Raw genomic sequence first — 14,445 nt, forward strand, 5'->3', positions numbered from 1 at the left:
TTCGTCCACGCCAAGCAGTGGCGCGCCCTGGCCACCCGCTACGACAAGCTCGCCATCACCTACCGCGCCGGCGCCACCCTCAGCGCCTGCCTCACCTGGCTACGCGCATAAGGGAGACACGCCCTAGCACCGGGGCAGGTGACGCGGGTTGGTCCTCCTGGGCCCGGTGAGGTGCTGGTGCCCCTTGCGCTGGACGCGGCGCGGATGCCTGCCGGCGGACTGCGCCCTGGTGACCGGCTGTTGGTGGTGGACACGCCCCCAGCGGACGCCGATCCTCCCGCGAGTTCTCCCCGGACGTTCGACGTCGAAGTGGTCCGGGTCGGGCCGGCGGATCTCAACGGCGTGGTGGTCGTGGATGTTGTGGTCGCGGAGGGTGAGGGACCGGCGGTGGCGACTCGTGCGGCCACCGGTCGCTTCGCACTGCTGCTCCAACCGGCCGAGTCCCGCGCGCCGGAGGAGGGGTAATGAGCATGCTGGTGTTCTGCTCCGCGACGGGCGCGCCGGGAGTGACCACGACCGCGTTGGCCGTGGCGTGGGCATTGCCTCTAGTTCACTCCGGGCGACGTTCGCTCGTGCTCGACGCGGACGTCGCCGGGTCGGCCATCTTGCCCGGGTTCCTGCGGGCGGGCGTGGGGGCCGACGGCGGCATCCTGGCCGCAGCAACGGATCGCACCGGTGTCAGTGGCGGGACGCTGCTCGAGCGCGCCGTCGCGCTGGACGAGACCGGTGCGCGTTGGGTGCTGACCGGCATCACCGACCCGACGCAGGGGCGCACGGTCCGGGATTTCGCGACGACGCTGGCCGAAGGTGCCCGTGCCCTGCGCGAGCCGGGGGTGGATGTGGTCGTCGACGTCGGGCGGCTGGGTCACCGGTATGAGCCGACCGCGTTGCTGGAGCATGCGGACGTGGTCGCGGTGGTCTTCCGTTCGACCCTGCCGTCAATCACCGGCGCCCGAGCGGCACTCGGATCCCTGCGCACCCTGCGAGGCCCGGCCGCGGGGACGCTCGGGTTGATGGTCGGGGCCGCGGGACCCTATGGGGCGCGGGAGATCGCCCAGGAGCTGCAGTTGTCGGGTGTGCTCACCCTCCCCGAGGACAGGTGGGCCGCCGGCATCTTGACGGCCGGAGGTGGCACGGGACGGCGGTTCGAGAACTCCGCGCTCCTGCGCGGGGCACGCGCGCTGGCCACCGACCTGTCCGCCGCCAGCCAGGCACTGCAACCCGTCCGGGGGGTCCGGTCATGACCGACGACAACCACTCCCGACCGGGGTACCGCCGCAACGGGCACTCCTCCAACGGACGCGCCCACCTCGTATCGATACCGGCCTTGGACGTGCTGCCCGCCGACCCGGCCGGGGTCCCTGGCTCCGGCCCCCCGTGGATCGGTGCCGAGGCGGCGCCGGAGCTCTCGGTGATCGATGTCGTGCTGGTGCGTGAGGTCCGCGGCGCGGTGGCCGGCCAGCTCGCGGCCCGGTTGCAGGCCGACCACGTCCAAGACCCGGGCGCGCGTCGGGAGCTCGCGCGGGCCCTGATCACCGACGAGCTCGCCCAGCGGGCCCGGGCCCGGGTGCGGGCGGGCGAGGACCCGTGGCCCCAGGCGGTGGAGTTCGCCACCGCGCGGGCGGTGATGGCAGCGCTGTTTGGTCTGGGTCGTCTCCAGCCACTCGTGGACGACCCGGACGTGGACAACATCGAGGTCGACGGGCACGACCGGGTGTGGGTGTCCTACGCCGACGGCCGCGACCAGGTCGGACCGGCGGTGGCCGAGTCGAACGCGGAGCTGATCGAGACGCTGCAGCTGCTGGCGGCCCGATCCGGGTCGGCGGAACGGACGTTCTCCTCGGCGCACCCCGTGTTGCACCTGCGCCTGGACGACGGGTCTCGGCTGACCGCGATGGCCTGGGTGACGCCGCAGCCGCACGTGGTCATCCGCCGGCACCGGGTCCGTGACGTGGACCTGGAGGACCTGGTGACGCTTGGCACCCTGGACACCGGGTTGTCGGGGTTCTTGCGGGCGGCGCTGCGGGCGGGCAAGAACATCGTGGTCACCGGCCTGCAGAACGCGGGGAAGACCACTCTGATCCGGGCGCTGGCGAACGAGTTCGCCCCGATGGAACGGTTCGCGACCATCGAGAAGGAGTACGAGCTGCACCTGCACGACCTGCCGGACCGGCATCCCCGGGTGGTCGCCATGGAGGCCCGGGAAGGGTCCAGCGAGAAGGACCGCGCTGGGCGGCGGGCCGGTGAGGTCACCTTGTCCGACCTGGTGACCGACGCGCTACGGATGAACCTGCGCCGGCGCGGCTCCGCCCTCGGCTTCCGCAACCTCACCAACTACATCGCCAGAAGCCTGCTCGAGACCGGCGGCTTCAGACCCCGACTACACCCTCAATCGCGATGAGCCCGAAATCGCTACCTGGCTGAGCCCGTCGGTGGTTTTCCGAACCTCCAACTTCGACGGCAAGCCGGTGCGCAATCACGCCAAGTTCGTTTCAATAGATCATCGCTGGATCGTCGTCACGAGTGCGAATTTTTCGTGGAGCGCAGAGTTCGGCAACGTCGAGCTTGGCGTCCTCGTGGATGACTCCAACCTGGCTGACGCCGTGGAACGGGAGATGAGAGAAGCGGAGAGCGTCTTGTACTTGGAGGCGTAGCGTCGGGTGGGCGGCTGCAGGAGTGGATCGGCGTCTCGCTCCGTCGGTCATGTCTGAGGGCGGGCAGGGCGGTCTTTGCCACGCCTTGGGGCCAAGGATGGCGTCGGGCTAGTGGCTGGTTGCACCCTCGTCCAACCGCAGGTTCACCGACACCGCAACGCCGAGTCGCGCCGGGCATACGGGTGACCCTGAGCCGAGTTTCACCCCACCGGCTTCGTCTGCGATGGCACGATCGACGTCGATGGAACGGGCGACACCCGCCTTTGCCCGGATTCCCAACAGAAGGCAGTGATGGTGTTGAGCTCCTCGGACCGCTTCGGTCTGCCGACCGAGGGACCGCGCGGGGGTGCGCCGCAGGTTACGCGTGGCGGTGTGGCACGCGGACTGCAGGTCGCCGCCGGAGGAGGGTCGTGATGGCGGAAGACGACCTGTATTACAGACCGATCGCTGGTGAACTCGGGTTTGAGTCACAGCAGCAACTCGCCCGGGTTCTTGTGGTTGGCTCGCCCGAAGAGGGTGTGCGCGCGCAGCTCGAAGCCTTGACGGCTGAGGTTCGGGAGACAGTTCCGACCGCGGCAGAGGTCGGACTGCACAAGGGGTGTTACTCCGTCTACCGCAGAGGCGAGTGGCACGGGCTCCTCGTCGTAGACGGGCAGGCGGAAACCCATCCTGCAGGCGCGCGGCACCAGTTCACCGATGACGGGCCCCGCCGGCACCTGGGTCTCGCGCGTCTGGCCCTGGCTGAAGCATGGGAGGACGCTCGACCGCTGCTGGGCGCATCTGCGTTCGCGATCAACGACATGGTCCGTATCGCCGGCGTTGACGCTCCCGGCCGCGTGCGCAGAGTGACGGCGACCCCGGCCGGCTACCGGATCGAGGTTGCGATCGATGGAGAGATCCGACATGTCGGCGAAGCGTCGATCGAGCGGATCGACGGAGACCCGCGCGACCCCAAGTTCTGGCTTGAGCAGGGCCCTGCTCCAGCGGCCGACATAGCGCTCACCCTCACCTGGACGAAGTTGCGGAAACCGCTCAGCAACGTTCTGTACTCGTTCCAGGCGTCAAAGACGATCTTCCGCGCCTACCAGTTCATTCCCGCCCTGAAGATGCTCAATTCGCCAACGGGGCGGCTCCTCATCGCCGACGAGGTGGGCCTCGGCAAGACCATCGAGGCGGGGATCGTCTGGTGTGAGCTCGAGCAGCGATCACCGCTTCGCCGCACGCTTGTCGTGGTCCCGTCATCGCTCACGCTCAAGTGGCAGAGGGAGATGCGCCGACGGTTCGATCGGCAGCTGGAGGTCATCAGACCGCGTGAGCTCGATGTCCTCGCGGACCAGCTGCTCGATGGGGCAGACCCCGAGTTCCACGCCATCGTGTCGCTCGAGTCGCTCCGCACCGCGACGGAAACCCTCGAACGTCTCACCCGGATTCCTCCACGGTTTGACCTCGTGATCGTGGATGAGGCCCATGCCCTCCGCAACGTGGGCACGCGGTCGAACCTGCTCGGTGCCCTGCTCTCGGACTGGGCGGACCACCTCTTGTTCTTGTCGGCGACGCCCATCAATCTCCGTTCGGAGGACCTGTACAACCTGCTCACCCTGCTGGATGACGGGATGTTCCCTGACGTCGATGTCTTCCGGCAGCAACTCGAACCTAACCAGCACCTCAATGCGATCTCACGTCTCATCGCTCAACGGGCAGATGTGTCCGCCGCGCGGACCGAGCTGGACGCTGTGGCCAGGACAACGTTCGGCAAGACGATCAGCGCGCGCCCAGACTTCGGGCGGCTGAAGGCACTTCTCGGAGGCACCCTCAACCTCAACGATGCCGAGCGGTCAGAGATCAAGGGTCTCGTTGCCGAGCTCAACACCCTCAGCACCGTCCTCTCCAGGACCCGCAAGGTGGACGTCCCCGACGCCAAAGCAATCCGCGAGGTGCACGAGGTCCGCGTCGACTGGAGCGGGGCAGAGAAGGACTACTACGACTCCGTCGTCGGGTACTACATGGCACGCGCCCTCGCCGCAGGAACACCTCCGGGGTTCGCGATGCAGATGCCGCTGCGCCAAGCGGCGAGCTGCCTTGCAGCGACCCAAGAGACCTTACGCACGCGAGATGCCAGCCTCTTCCGCAACTCGATCGACGACTCCGATGAAGACCCCGAGGAGGTCGCCTTCGAGGAGTTGAACGATATCCCTGTGCTCGCTAGACCGTTGGGCCGGGACTCGAAGTTCGAGGCACTGCTGGAAAAGCTTGTAGACCTGCGGCGGCAGGGCATTCGGCAGGCGATGATATTCTCGACCTTTCGCGGGACGATCTCCTACCTGATGGAGCGGCTCGGCGCTGCCGACTTCGATGTTCGTGCGATGCACGGTGGCGTGAAGATGGAGGAGCGGCAGCCGATCATCGACGACTTCCGCGCCGGCGTGTTCGACATCCTCGTAGTGAGTGAGGTGGGGTCCGAGGGTCTCGACTTTGAGTTCTGTAACGTGTTGGTCAACTACGACCTGCCGTGGAACCCGATGCGCGTCGAGCAGCGGATCGGTCGGCTCGACAGGTTCGGCCAGCAGCACGAAAAGATCCTCATCATCAACATGCATGTGCCGGGGACGATCGAGTCCGACATCATCGCCCGCCTGTACACGCGCATCGGGATCTTCCAGGACTCCATTGGCGACCTCGAGCCGATCCTTCGTGATGAGTTCCGAGACGTCGCGACGCGGCTGCTTGATCCCCGGCTGACGCCGGAACAACGAGCTCGGCGCGCGGACGAGATTGCTCTTGCCATAGAGACGCGAAGCGCCCAGATCAAGAAGCTAGAGACTGAGCGCGCAACGCTGACGACGATCGACCAACTGAAGATCGACGGCATGACGGAGTCCGGGCCCGCCGATGGCCGCTATGTCGGCGCCAGCGAGATCGAGTCCATTATGGACCGATTGATGCGGGCGACCGGTGCGACTCTTGGTCCCGCCCGGCGCAAGGGCGTCTGGGTGCTGCGAGGCAACTCTGAACTGGCCGAACGCTTCTTCCAGGTGCGACGGCGTGAGCGCAAGGCGGATCGGGGCAGCAAGTACCCGGTCGCAGCGCTTGAGGCGAAGTTGCGCGCGGGGGAGCCACTGGAGGTGACGTTCGATGCTGAGCTCGCTAGTCGGCATGACGTTGAGCTGCTCTCTGCGCGCCACCCCCTCGTCGACGTGGCGTTGGCCTCGTTGGAATCCGACGACCTTCACCTGCGCCGCTTTGGCCGAGTGGCCGTCCCGGACATCGACGCGGGGCGCCGGTTCGCCGTCCAGATCGATCTCGTCGAAACAACGGGAATTCGTCCCTCGCGTGAGTTGGTCGCCACCGCGATCGACGTCGGCACCGGCGAGGTGTCCGACGTCGTCGGCTCCGCAGTCTTGACTGCTCTGGCGGAGGGAACGCTCGTAGACGCTCCTGGCGCACCATGGACTGGAGTCGAGCGTCTTCATCGACAGCTCGAGTCCAGCGCCTGGGCACGCCTAGCGCCAGAGGAGGAGCGACGACGGCTTGATAATGACGCACTAGTGGCAGGCCGTACGCAGTCCCGACGTGAGGCATTGCTCATCAAAGAGAGAAGGGCTTTGGCGAGTCTCGCGACGGTGCGTGCGGACGGTCGCGACCCTCGAGTGATCCGGATGAACGAAGGACGGCTGCGAAACATCCGCGCGGAACTCGACTCTTTGCAAGCCACGGTCGTTGCGCACCGGGAGATGTCCATGTCGGTGCAGACGGTTGCTTTGCTCGACGTGGTCGGCGCCTGAGTTCGCCTACTTCGTGTCCCAGGCTCGTCGATCGTCCGGCACCCAGCGCGCCTCTTCAACGCGAACCAGCAGCTTCCCCTGTCCCGAGCGCAGCGCTGGCCAACGCTCGATGCGGAGCCTCTGCTCGTGACCATGGCCGTCGACGAACGTCATAGTTCCGTCCGGGGCGAGGGTGAACCTGGGAGTTCGGAAACCAAAGTTGATCCGCAGGCCATTCGTGTCTTTCTCGTTGGCGCCGCGCATCGCCACGACTGACCCGTCGAGAGCAACAACACGCAGTGTCGCATCGCCGGACTGGGGCAGGTTGCGCGCAGCCGCGGGCTCATACGCTGTTTTGCCCTCAGGCCAGGAGTAAAATACTCTTGCTTTGGTTTGTGCCTCCCACCATCGGTAGAACGGTGTGTGAGCCCGATAGAGGGTGATCGGCGAACGTCCGGGGATGTCGAGAACGAAATCGAAGCCGGGAAGGTGGAGGTTGACTTGCTCGTACGGTATGGGCTCGGCCAGCCCTGCTGCGATCGCCCCTTGAGACTTATCGCCGGGAAACGTGTGCACGCGTGACTTCGGCAGTCTCTCCATCAAGAATCGCGCGACTCCGGGGATGCGAGACATTCCGCCCACGAGGACCACATGATTGATGGTCTCGATCAAATCAGCCATCGGCAGGTTTCTGAGCCCAACGGTCGTTCGGAAACCTTTGGGCATCCATCGGCTCTCGTGCGTGAGGAGTGCAGCGCGCAGGGTGGACTCCACGAGCCCCCAGGCACGGTCCATCTGCGGCCGCAGGCAATCGTTCAGCTGTCCGACGGTGTAACTGAGGTGCGGCAGGTCTCCGTCGCCGTAGTCGATGTGAACATCCGTGGACGAGAGATCAGTGAGCGCGATCTTGGCTTGGGTCGCGGCGCGCTGGATGTACGCGCGCGCGACCGGGGGGTTTGGTTGGTCGGAGACGAGCACGCCGCGGTCTTGAAGCATCCGCTCGAGATCACTCGCGATCGCCTCGTCGAGGCGGTCTCCGGCTTCGTCTACTCCGTTCGAGGCGAGGACGTAGACCTGCGGATCGCGCCCCGGTCCAGTGGTCACGTCCAGTACGGCGACGTCGAGTGTGCCGCCTCCCATGTCGAAAACGAGGACTCGATCGTTGTCGAGGTACCGACGGTCACGTTGTTGTTCGTTGATCCACATCAGTCCGGCGGCGATCGGCTCGTCGATCAGCGTGGACGCGGCTACCGCGAACCCTGCCTTCTGCGCCAGCGTGAGTAGACGCGAGCGTTGGTCGCCGTCCCACATCGCAGGGCAGCCGAGCCTGACCGCACCCTCCTCCGCGATGTCGATCTGGTTGTCTCGTGCGCGTCGTGCGACCTCCAACAGGATCGCGGTGATGACCTCGTCGACGTTGGCCGTCACCGAACCATCGGGACTGCTGATGGTCTCGTGCCGCGTGGTGATGGCTCGCTTCACCGAAGAGATGAGACTCGCCGGGCTCCGGAGATGTGCGTCCTCACCTACGACCAGCTGACTGCCACCGTTCAACGTGGCCACGGAGGGTAGCCATGGCTCGCTATGGCCGATCGGCACCACATCGGAACCTCCTGCTGGGAGGCCTTCAGCGAGGAGCGTGGTGCTCGTGCCGAAGTCAATTCCGACGGTATACGGCGACGTTGCCAAGGCGGGTCTCCCTATGTCATCTGCTCGACCATCGCTCGAGCGAGCACAAGCTCGCCGTCGGGTCCGGCCCATGTGTACCCGGAGTGTCTGACAATCACTGCGGTTCCAATCTGCGCGGCGGGTCCGACAAGGTCATGCTTGTCGGGTTCGTACGGGACCGTCGCGCCGATTTCACCCAGCGGGGTGAGACCTTCCCGGGCCGTCATTGCACGAACTCGCATCACGACACGTTCGGCGGACTGCTGGCTGATCGACTTCTCGACATATCCAGCGAGGGACGCCAAAGCCCGCATCGCGTCGATCCGCACCTGGCGCGTCTGGGAATCGCGTAGCCGGTCCGTCGCCTCGCCCGCGGCGCGGAGCCTTTCCTCGACCACCCGCATCCTCTCGTCGGCCCGCTCGGCGCGATCGTTTGCCGTCGTGGCTTTGGCCTGCGCCGAGCTGAGCTCGGATCGAGAACGAGCCAGCTCGGTCTCCAGCGCCTTGCGGCCCTGTTCATCTCGGAGGGCCGACATCCAGCCCACCAGCACGTCATCGTTCTCCGCCGCGCGGGCGAGTGCGGCCGTCACCGCAGCCAGCGACGCGGAGCGTGCGATGACTCGCGGCGCCGCCAGCAGCTGCATGACGCGCCGGCGGGTCGTCGCCTCGTCCAAAGCGGCGAGGTAGCGCGGCCGAGTGATCGCGGACTCGACCTGGGGATCGTCGAGCACCTTCCCGAGAGCGGCCCCGGCAGCAGCCGCCAGGTCGTCAGCCGTGATGTTCGACCACCACACCGTATCGACGGCGCTTGCCGGGTCCACGCCGTGAATCGCAGCCAGGAGTCGCGCTCGCCCACCGTGCTCCGTCAGCGGCAGCATGGCGCTGCGACGGGCCAGTGCCGCGCACTCTACGACCGCGAGTCGTTGCCACCCCTTCGTTCCTACGCGTCGGACAATCCCCGCGATGGCGGCTGTCAGGCGCTCGAGCCGGCCCTCGTCGAACCGAATCGACTCTGAAGCCGCGACCCGCGCGACGAAACTCAGATCGAGCTCGTGTGCACGTTTGCTGTGAAGGACACGATCGAGCAACCAACCGAGTCCCCGGACCGCCTCCTTCGATCCGCGTCGCGCTGCGCCCCTCGCTTCATCGGCCGCTCGGTCGAAGAGCGCCGCGGCGCCTTCAGCACCGAGGAGTTCGACGACGTCGAGGGCGTCAACGAACTTCGAGGGGCGCGCTGTCGCGAGCACAAACGCACCTCGCGGGCCGTTAAGACGAGGCCACGCTGCCAGGAGCACGTCATCGGCGATCGTGGACAAGATGGTCCCGCTCTCGAGCACCGCCAGGCTGGCGTTGGCGGCGGCGCGGCCCACGTCCTGATCAGTAAGCGCAGCGAAGAGCGCCTGAACCGCCGCCGGCTGTTGCGCGACGACAGGCGCGAGGGCCGAGATCTCGACGTCTAGCTCTCGACCGCGAGCCAAGAGGTGAAGGTCCTTGGCGAAGTCTCGTTCGGCAGGTCTGCTCGGATCTGGGCTCTTCGCGTCTGCGTCGGCGATCGATACGGTCGCCTGCACCTTGACTTCTTCTCCTTCCGGAGACAGCTCGGGCGGTGTAGGTCGGCCGTCGGCGCCCAGGACCTCCCCGCTGGGCGACGCGACGTCGTCGGCCCGGTCGATTGACGTCTCGGCGGCGAACCATCGGTACTTTCGCCGGGCACCATCGCCCTGGACCTTGATGTCATCTCGCGACTCGAGCGACTTTCGCGCCCTGCGCCAGGCGGAACTGACATCGTCGGGATCGAACCTGTTGGTTGAGACCGCCTCGACGAGCTGGCGCGACGTCAGGGCGCGCTCCTGACCGCGTAACACCGAGACGAAGACCGCTGCCGGATCCGATGCAAGCAACCGTTCGACCTCACCTCGGTCGACGATCAAGCGGTGCTGCAGGCTCTCAGCGATGACTCCCATGTAGCGGCCACCGTCGCGCGCGGGTGCCCCTGGCCTGACTTCTTCTCGGCCGCCGTCGGGCCACGTGACGAGCCACTGGCCGCCGGGCTTGACCTCGACCGTCCCGATCCGCCGCATCGACTGATCGTGGCCAAGCTCAACCATCAGACGCTCGCGTTTCACAGCCGGACTCTACCGATCGAAGACCGTGGCGCCGTGCGTCCGCGAACTGATGGAGAGTCGTCGGTGGGACACCCTTCAAGGACTTGCACTCCCGTCCCACCCAGAACACACCGCGTTGCGAGGTCCTCCTGCAGCGCCGACGGGCTCAAGGTCGCGCACTCGAGTGCCAGTCGACGGCGCGCACGAGGCTCGAGGCAACGCGTCCGATCGCTGACGCGACGCTACGGTCGCTCGTGTCGATGGATTTGACCTGCCGCATGACGACGTCGGCGATCTCGCGCCAGGTGGTCCAGGCGAGGACCTCCGGAACGCGTGCGACGAGGGCCGCTTCGTTCCGTGCGTCGAGGACGACAGGAGCCAATTGCCCAAGCTCGCGCGCGATCACGTCCACCGGGTTATGGACCCCACCACCCGCCAAGCGGACCGGCGGTGGTGCACCGAGGACGAGCAGCATCAGCGGGGTGCGCTCGCCCGCCTGCTCGAGCAACGCAAGGTACTCGCGTGACAGCTGAAGCGTATTGAAGCGCGAGCGCCCCGGCCCCTTCGCCTCGACCAAGCAGTAGCTCGACGGGCCGGTGAGTGTGGCGTCGGGCTGCACCTTGGCGTCGTGACATGTCAGGAGGACTTCGTCCGGGAGGAAGGTGAGCTCGAGCACCTCCGCTTCCTCCGCGACTCTCATCCGGGCAGAGGTGGCGCCGTGCGCATCGCGGAGGACTGCGCCGAGGAAGCGATCGCGAGGCAAGTGGTCCAGGGCCTGGAGCACCTGTGCTGACAGCACGTTTTCCATGCCTTGGCCGCCTTTGCGGTACTGCTTGACCCGACCGCCCTCCCAGGAAATCTCCTCCAGCAGGCGGCCCATCATGGATTCATTGCTCAAGTGGGTGCTCCGGGGTTTGGGCCGTCAGTTCGGGCTCAAGAAGTTCGGCGGGACGCCTGCACGCGGCGCATCGGCCGAATCCCGCACGAGGTGAGCGATCCAGAGTCGAGAATCCCAGCGACCGGCCGAAGGCTCGTTGGTGCGTATGCCGCCTTCACCCGCCGTGAGGGTCCATGCGAGTCGCTGCTCTCCGATGCCTTGCTCGGCCTTCTCGGCTCTCACCTGCGAGCTGTACGGGCGGCAAGAGACCGCTGCGCGTCGTTGACAGCAACTCGCCCGCAGCCCGATGTTCACGGCTCGCCGTGCACACCTACTTGTAGAGCGACTCCATCCACAGCTCGGAACCCGCCGAATCGCCCCGCGGGTGCCGCCGCGCAGGGTGAGACGTGAACGTGACGGGACAGGCGGGTCGACCGTCGGACGGGACCTGGGATGGATGCGGAACAGCGCCAGCAAGCCGAGTCGCTCGTCGCTGGCGCAGTCGGATGGGGCGGCGCTTGGACTCTGGTGTACGCAGCGGGTCAGGCCGCTCTGAATGGCACTGACCCGTCGAGCACTGACTTGGCCGTCCGCCTGACCTACGCAGCCCTGGACCTGTCGTTCGCACTCACCGAGCTCGAATCGGTTGTTCCTCCCGAGGTCGGCCGGGCCGCAGTTGACCTCGGGGAGCTTTCGAGGGTCGACGGTCAGTCCGTCGCAGCCGCCGTGGTCGATCTGGTTGTCGCTGCGGAGCGGGCTGTCATCGATGCCGCGGCCCATGCCGGCCCGGACGTCACGTCGACGTTGCTTGGCGCACGGGTCTCCTCGCTCCTTTCGGCCGCGCGACTGAAGCTCTCCGGCGGTGCGTGGTGAACGTGCCGGCGACGTACGGGGACCTGATGCTGCGGGCGGCGATCGGGATCCAGGCCGGTGTTGCTTGGATGCAGGGGCTGCCGCTGGAGGAACCGGAGTTCGCCCGGGGCGCGATGCGGGACTTCCGTGAGCTGCTGCTGTCGTTGAAGGAGCACACCTGGGCGCTGTTGGAGCCGACACGGACTGCGGGCATCGTCGCGTCGGCGACGCCGGATCCGCGGGAGCGTGCCGCAGTGCGGCTGGGGGAGGCCCTCCACGAGGTCGTGGGGTCAAAGCCGCCGTGGGCTTGGGTGGGTGCGCGGGTGAGCCAGTCTCCGTGGGGAGATGCGGCGCGGAGTGTTCGCGCGGCGCGAGACCTGCTGGCGACGCACGTCGACGCGTCCGGCGCGCCTCGTACACCGGACGTGGACGCGGTCCTGCGCCATCCGGCGGCCCGCCAGGCTGGCCTAGCCCAGGTGGGGGACATCGCGGCCACCTTGCTGTCCGGTACGGACCACCTCGCGCTGCGGGCGCTGCAAGCGGGAGTGTCCTGGCAGGAGATCACGGACCTGGTGCCCGACCTGGCCGAGGTGCACGCTCTTGCGAGGGACGTGGCCGGCGTCGGGTCGCTGCCCACCTGGGCGCAGCTGGAGCAGCTGACCGCCGCCGGGGCACCGATCCGCACCGGGGATCCGGCCGGCGAGATCTACGACCGCATGCTGCGGTTGCGCCGGAACGCGTGGGAGATGGCGCGGGCGGATCACCCGTCCGTGGACACCCTCAAGGCCTACGCCACCCTCGGTGTCGCGGTGCATGCCCATGCCTTGGCATTCCTCGGCGGCGACCCCACCGCCCAACCGACTATCCCCGCCGGCCCCCGCCGCGGGGCACTGGTCCAGCGTGGACAGGCGTGGCAGGACTTGTCCCGGGCGCTGTTCCCGTGGCAAGCAGCCGAGTCCGCCGACCCGCGCGTCACCGAGCACCTGCATCACCTTGGCCACCTCCTTCGTCCAGTGGCGCCGCTGGCCGCGCCCCCGCCGGAACTCCCGCCACGCGACGCTAGGCGCCTGGGCCAGGCGCTGGCCGGGGCGGTCCAGATGACTACCGAAATCGCGACCTGGAACCGGACGACCGTCGCGCGGATGGCCCGTGCCCACCAGATCTACGTCCCGGGCCGGATCCTGACGGGAGAGGAAATCACCGACAGCCAGGTGCTGGCAGCCGCGAAGCTCACCGGTCGCCTCGCCCCGGCGGGCGAGCAGCAGCTCCGCCTCGTCGAGAGCCTGTACACCCGAGTGGCGACAGTGCGGATCCAGGCGCTCACCGGCGCCGGCGGACTCACCCTGCACGCCGAGCCACTGCGCGCCGACGCCGTGCGCATGGTCAGCCATGAGCCGATCGGGAGACGCGAGCCATGACCCGCCACCCTTTCGTGCGTCCGATCGATCTGCCCGGCTGGTCTCAGCGTTCGGCGTGGGGTTACGACGAGCGGCTGGAGAGCTACTGGGCCGAGCTCCACCAGGATTCGGACGGTGCCGACGGGCCGGCAATCTCGATCGTCGCGGACCACCTGATGGTGACGATCACGTCGCTGTCCGCGGTCATCGCCGAACGGGCAGATCTGAACCGGGACGAGGCCTACCTCGGGTTGGTCGGCCGTAGTCGAACCGCACAACAAGCGACCCGGCCGACGGGAGGAGCCCCGTGATGTCCGAGATCGACGACCTGACGTTCGAGCAGATCGCCACCGGTCTACGGGCTTGGGCGCGTGGGCTTTACCCCGCCGAGGCCGCCGTCGAGCTACTGCTCGCTCACAGGGGCTGGCTGCATCGACTCGACTTCACACGGACGGTGCTCTGGGTCAGCGACGACGGACCCGGGTGCATCGGCATCGACTGGGCCGCAGCCGCCGAACTGGCCAGGCGTGCCCCGGCAGCCGGCTCCGAGGCCGCGATGCTGCAGGTCGCCGTCGGCCTGGCAGGCCACGTCCTCGAGCAACCCCTCGGCGACCTGCTAAGCCGCCTGGACCAGGTCAACACGACGATCGTGCTCCACGCCATCGCCCGCACCGCGGGCTGGCACGAGCGCGGAAAGGTCGCCCTGGTCACCGGCGGTTTCGCGGCACTGACGCCAGCCTGACCAGCCGCCAACGTTCAAGGTGACAGACGCTGCTCCATCCGGGTGAGGCATGTCGGGGCCGGCTGAGACGGTTTGCGGGCGCCGGCGCTGGGTCGGCCGCGAATTCGAAGGTGGTGCGTGGTGGTTCTTCGCCTTATTGTGCGCTTGGCGCCGTTGGCATTTGCGGCGCTGGTGTTGTGGGGTTTCGCGTTTGACGGCTTGGGGATCCGCACGGCGTTCGCTGAGCTGATGACGACGCAACTGGTAGAGGCGGTGACACCTAGCTGACGCAGTGGGGACGCGTGCCGGAGCTGGTGATGGCGGATGAACACCGGAACGGTGTCGAACCGCCCCTTCGTGTCTGATGGCGGTCATCCGGGTGCGCGGGGGCGCGCAGCCTAACCACGCCG

The 14,445-nt window shown here is 67.4% G+C and carries 10 protein-coding genes and 1 pseudogene; 8 read left to right on the plus strand and 3 right to left on the minus strand.

Annotated elements, in window-relative coordinates; genetic code table 11:
- The first annotated feature begins 464 nt into the window (after positions 1 to 464).
- The 4 genes and pseudogenes from HIR71_RS13115 (at position 465) to HIR71_RS13130 (ending at position 6,436) form a co-directional block, all read left to right on the plus strand.
- Entirely contained in the window at positions 465 to 1,244 is a 780-nt protein-coding gene (locus tag HIR71_RS13115) for a CpaE/TadZ family protein (protein WP_169325518.1), read from the plus strand.
- A 650-nt stretch (positions 1,245 to 1,894) separates the two neighbouring features.
- Positions 1,895 to 2,275: pseudogene (locus HIR71_RS17695) on the plus strand (ATPase, T2SS/T4P/T4SS family); the annotation flags it as partial.
- Positions 2,276 to 2,432: 157 nt separating this feature from the next.
- The gene (locus HIR71_RS13125; RefSeq protein ID WP_311836273.1) at positions 2,433 to 2,654 is read left to right on the plus strand and encodes a phospholipase D-like domain-containing protein; all 222 of its coding nucleotides are present in this window, start codon (positions 2,433 to 2,435) and stop codon (positions 2,652 to 2,654) included.
- A gap of 413 nt (positions 2,655 to 3,067) precedes the next feature.
- Positions 3,068 to 6,436 (plus strand): DEAD/DEAH box helicase, encoded by a 3,369-nt coding sequence (locus HIR71_RS13130; RefSeq protein ID WP_169325519.1) that lies wholly within the window; start codon positions 3,068 to 3,070, stop codon positions 6,434 to 6,436.
- A gap of 6 nt (positions 6,437 to 6,442) precedes the next feature.
- Here the strand turns inward: HIR71_RS13130 and HIR71_RS13135 are convergent, their stop codons facing one another.
- From HIR71_RS13135 to HIR71_RS13145, 3 genes are all read right to left on the minus strand, one after another.
- The gene (locus HIR71_RS13135) at positions 6,443 to 8,176 is read right to left on the minus strand and encodes an Hsp70 family protein (RefSeq protein WP_249051863.1); all 1,734 of its coding nucleotides are present in this window, start codon (positions 8,174 to 8,176) and stop codon (positions 6,443 to 6,445) included.
- The gene (locus tag HIR71_RS13140) at positions 8,116 to 10,209 is read right to left on the minus strand and encodes a hypothetical protein (RefSeq protein ID WP_169325521.1); all 2,094 of its coding nucleotides are present in this window, start codon (positions 10,207 to 10,209) and stop codon (positions 8,116 to 8,118) included. Before HIR71_RS13140 ends, HIR71_RS13135 begins: the two co-directional genes overlap by 61 nt.
- Positions 10,210 to 10,354: 145 nt before the next feature.
- The gene (locus tag HIR71_RS13145; RefSeq protein ID WP_169325522.1) at positions 10,355 to 11,071 is read right to left on the minus strand and encodes a hypothetical protein; all 717 of its coding nucleotides are present in this window, start codon (positions 11,069 to 11,071) and stop codon (positions 10,355 to 10,357) included.
- 447 nt (positions 11,072 to 11,518) lie between these two features.
- Here HIR71_RS13145 and HIR71_RS13150 point away from each other — a divergent pair, with 447 nt between their 5' ends.
- From HIR71_RS13150 to HIR71_RS13165, 4 genes are read left to right on the plus strand one after another with little or no spacing between them, the layout of a single operon-like run.
- Positions 11,519 to 11,938: a hypothetical protein gene (locus tag HIR71_RS13150; RefSeq protein ID WP_169325523.1), complete on the plus strand. Its 420-nt coding sequence runs from the start codon at positions 11,519 to 11,521 to the stop codon at positions 11,936 to 11,938.
- On the plus strand, positions 11,935 to 13,335 hold the full coding sequence (locus tag HIR71_RS13155; RefSeq protein WP_169325524.1) for a hypothetical protein: 1,401 nt from the start codon (positions 11,935 to 11,937) through the stop codon (positions 13,333 to 13,335). Before HIR71_RS13150 ends, HIR71_RS13155 begins: the two co-directional genes overlap by 4 nt.
- Complete coding sequence (locus HIR71_RS13160) at positions 13,332 to 13,625, plus strand: hypothetical protein (RefSeq protein WP_169325525.1); 294 nt, start codon at positions 13,332 to 13,334, stop codon at positions 13,623 to 13,625. Before HIR71_RS13155 ends, HIR71_RS13160 begins: the two co-directional genes overlap by 4 nt.
- On the plus strand, positions 13,625 to 14,056 hold the full coding sequence (locus HIR71_RS13165; protein WP_169325526.1) for a hypothetical protein: 432 nt from the start codon (positions 13,625 to 13,627) through the stop codon (positions 14,054 to 14,056). The genes HIR71_RS13160 and HIR71_RS13165 overlap by 1 nt, the downstream gene beginning before the upstream one ends.
- The last annotated feature ends 389 nt before the right edge of the window (positions 14,057 to 14,445 follow it).

This window comes from Cellulomonas fimi, assembly GCF_012952065.1.
In the GTDB taxonomy this organism is placed as follows: Bacteria; Actinomycetota; Actinomycetes; order Actinomycetales; family Cellulomonadaceae; genus Pengzhenrongella; species Pengzhenrongella fimi_A.

Coding starts and splice junctions, on each gene's coding strand:
- HIR71_RS13115 (WP_169325518.1), top strand. CDS start 465: ATGAGCATGCTGGTGTTCTGCTCCGCGACGGGCGCGCCGGGAGTGACC.
- HIR71_RS13130 (WP_169325519.1), top strand. CDS start 3,068: ATGGCGGAAGACGACCTGTATTACAGACCGATCGCTGGTGAACTCGGG.
- HIR71_RS13135 (WP_249051863.1), bottom strand. CDS start 8,176: ATGGGCCGGACCCGACGGCGAGCTTGTGCTCGCTCGAGCGATGGTCGA.
- HIR71_RS13145 (WP_169325522.1), bottom strand. CDS start 11,071: ATGATGGGCCGCCTGCTGGAGGAGATTTCCTGGGAGGGCGGTCGGGTC.
- HIR71_RS13150 (WP_169325523.1), top strand. CDS start 11,519: ATGGATGCGGAACAGCGCCAGCAAGCCGAGTCGCTCGTCGCTGGCGCA.
- HIR71_RS13160 (WP_169325525.1), top strand. CDS start 13,332: ATGACCCGCCACCCTTTCGTGCGTCCGATCGATCTGCCCGGCTGGTCT.
- HIR71_RS13165 (WP_169325526.1), top strand. CDS start 13,625: ATGTCCGAGATCGACGACCTGACGTTCGAGCAGATCGCCACCGGTCTA.